The 315-nt window shown below is 71.4% G+C and carries 1 pseudogene; it reads right to left on the bottom strand.

The window, feature by feature from the left end:
* Positions 1-315 (bottom strand): annotated as a pseudogene (locus ACYF6T_RS44740) (hydrolase); the annotation flags it as partial.

Below are 315 nucleotides of genomic sequence, written 5' to 3'. Positions count from 1 at the left end.
CACCTCCGTGAACGGCGTGATCGTCAGGTTCCCCTCCGGAACCGTCGTCGCCTCCGGATGCTCCGTCGGCGTGATCCGCACCGCGTACGGATTCGGCCCCGCCACCGCGTCCGGCGTCCGCGGCGGCGCGAACCGCAACTCCACCGTCCCGGTCGTACCCGGATACAACCGCAACGTCTGCGGCTCCACCGTCGTCCACGGCGCGACCGGACCCACCGGCTCGAACCGGTACTCGTCCACCACGTCACCGGTGTTGCGCAACCGCAGCCGCACCGTCGTACTGCCACCCGCGTCCACCGTCGCCGACGCGGGTTC

Source organism: Streptomyces sp. 7R007 (assembly GCF_054850255.1).
Note: the sequence above shows the minus strand (reverse complement) of the source record. Positions and strands in the feature narration are given on the sequence as shown.